Consider the following 237-nt stretch of genomic DNA (forward strand, 5'->3'; position numbering starts at 1 on the left):
CTGGGAGAAGTCGCCGGCGATCAGCGGCATGGCGTTCTACGATGCGCAGCGCTTCCCGGCCTGGCAGCATAATTTGTTCATCGGCGCGCTGGCGACGCAGGAACTGATCCGCCTGCAACTGGATGGCGACCGGATCGTCCACGAAGAGCGCCTGCTGGGCGATCTCGGGGTGCGCATCCGCGACGTGCGGCAGGGCCCGGACGGCTATCTCTACCTGCTCACCGACCAGAAGGACGG

Annotated in this window: 1 protein-coding gene; it reads left to right on the plus strand. The window is 66.2% G+C overall.

Going from position 1 to position 237, the window contains the following annotated elements:
- On the plus strand, positions 1-237 hold a 237-nt coding region (locus HMPREF0072_RS11715), incomplete at both ends, for a PQQ-dependent sugar dehydrogenase (protein ID WP_004831059.1).

It is taken from the genome of Anaerococcus lactolyticus ATCC 51172 (assembly GCF_000156575.1).
GTDB lineage: Bacteria > Bacillota > Clostridia > Tissierellales > Peptoniphilaceae > Anaerococcus > Anaerococcus lactolyticus.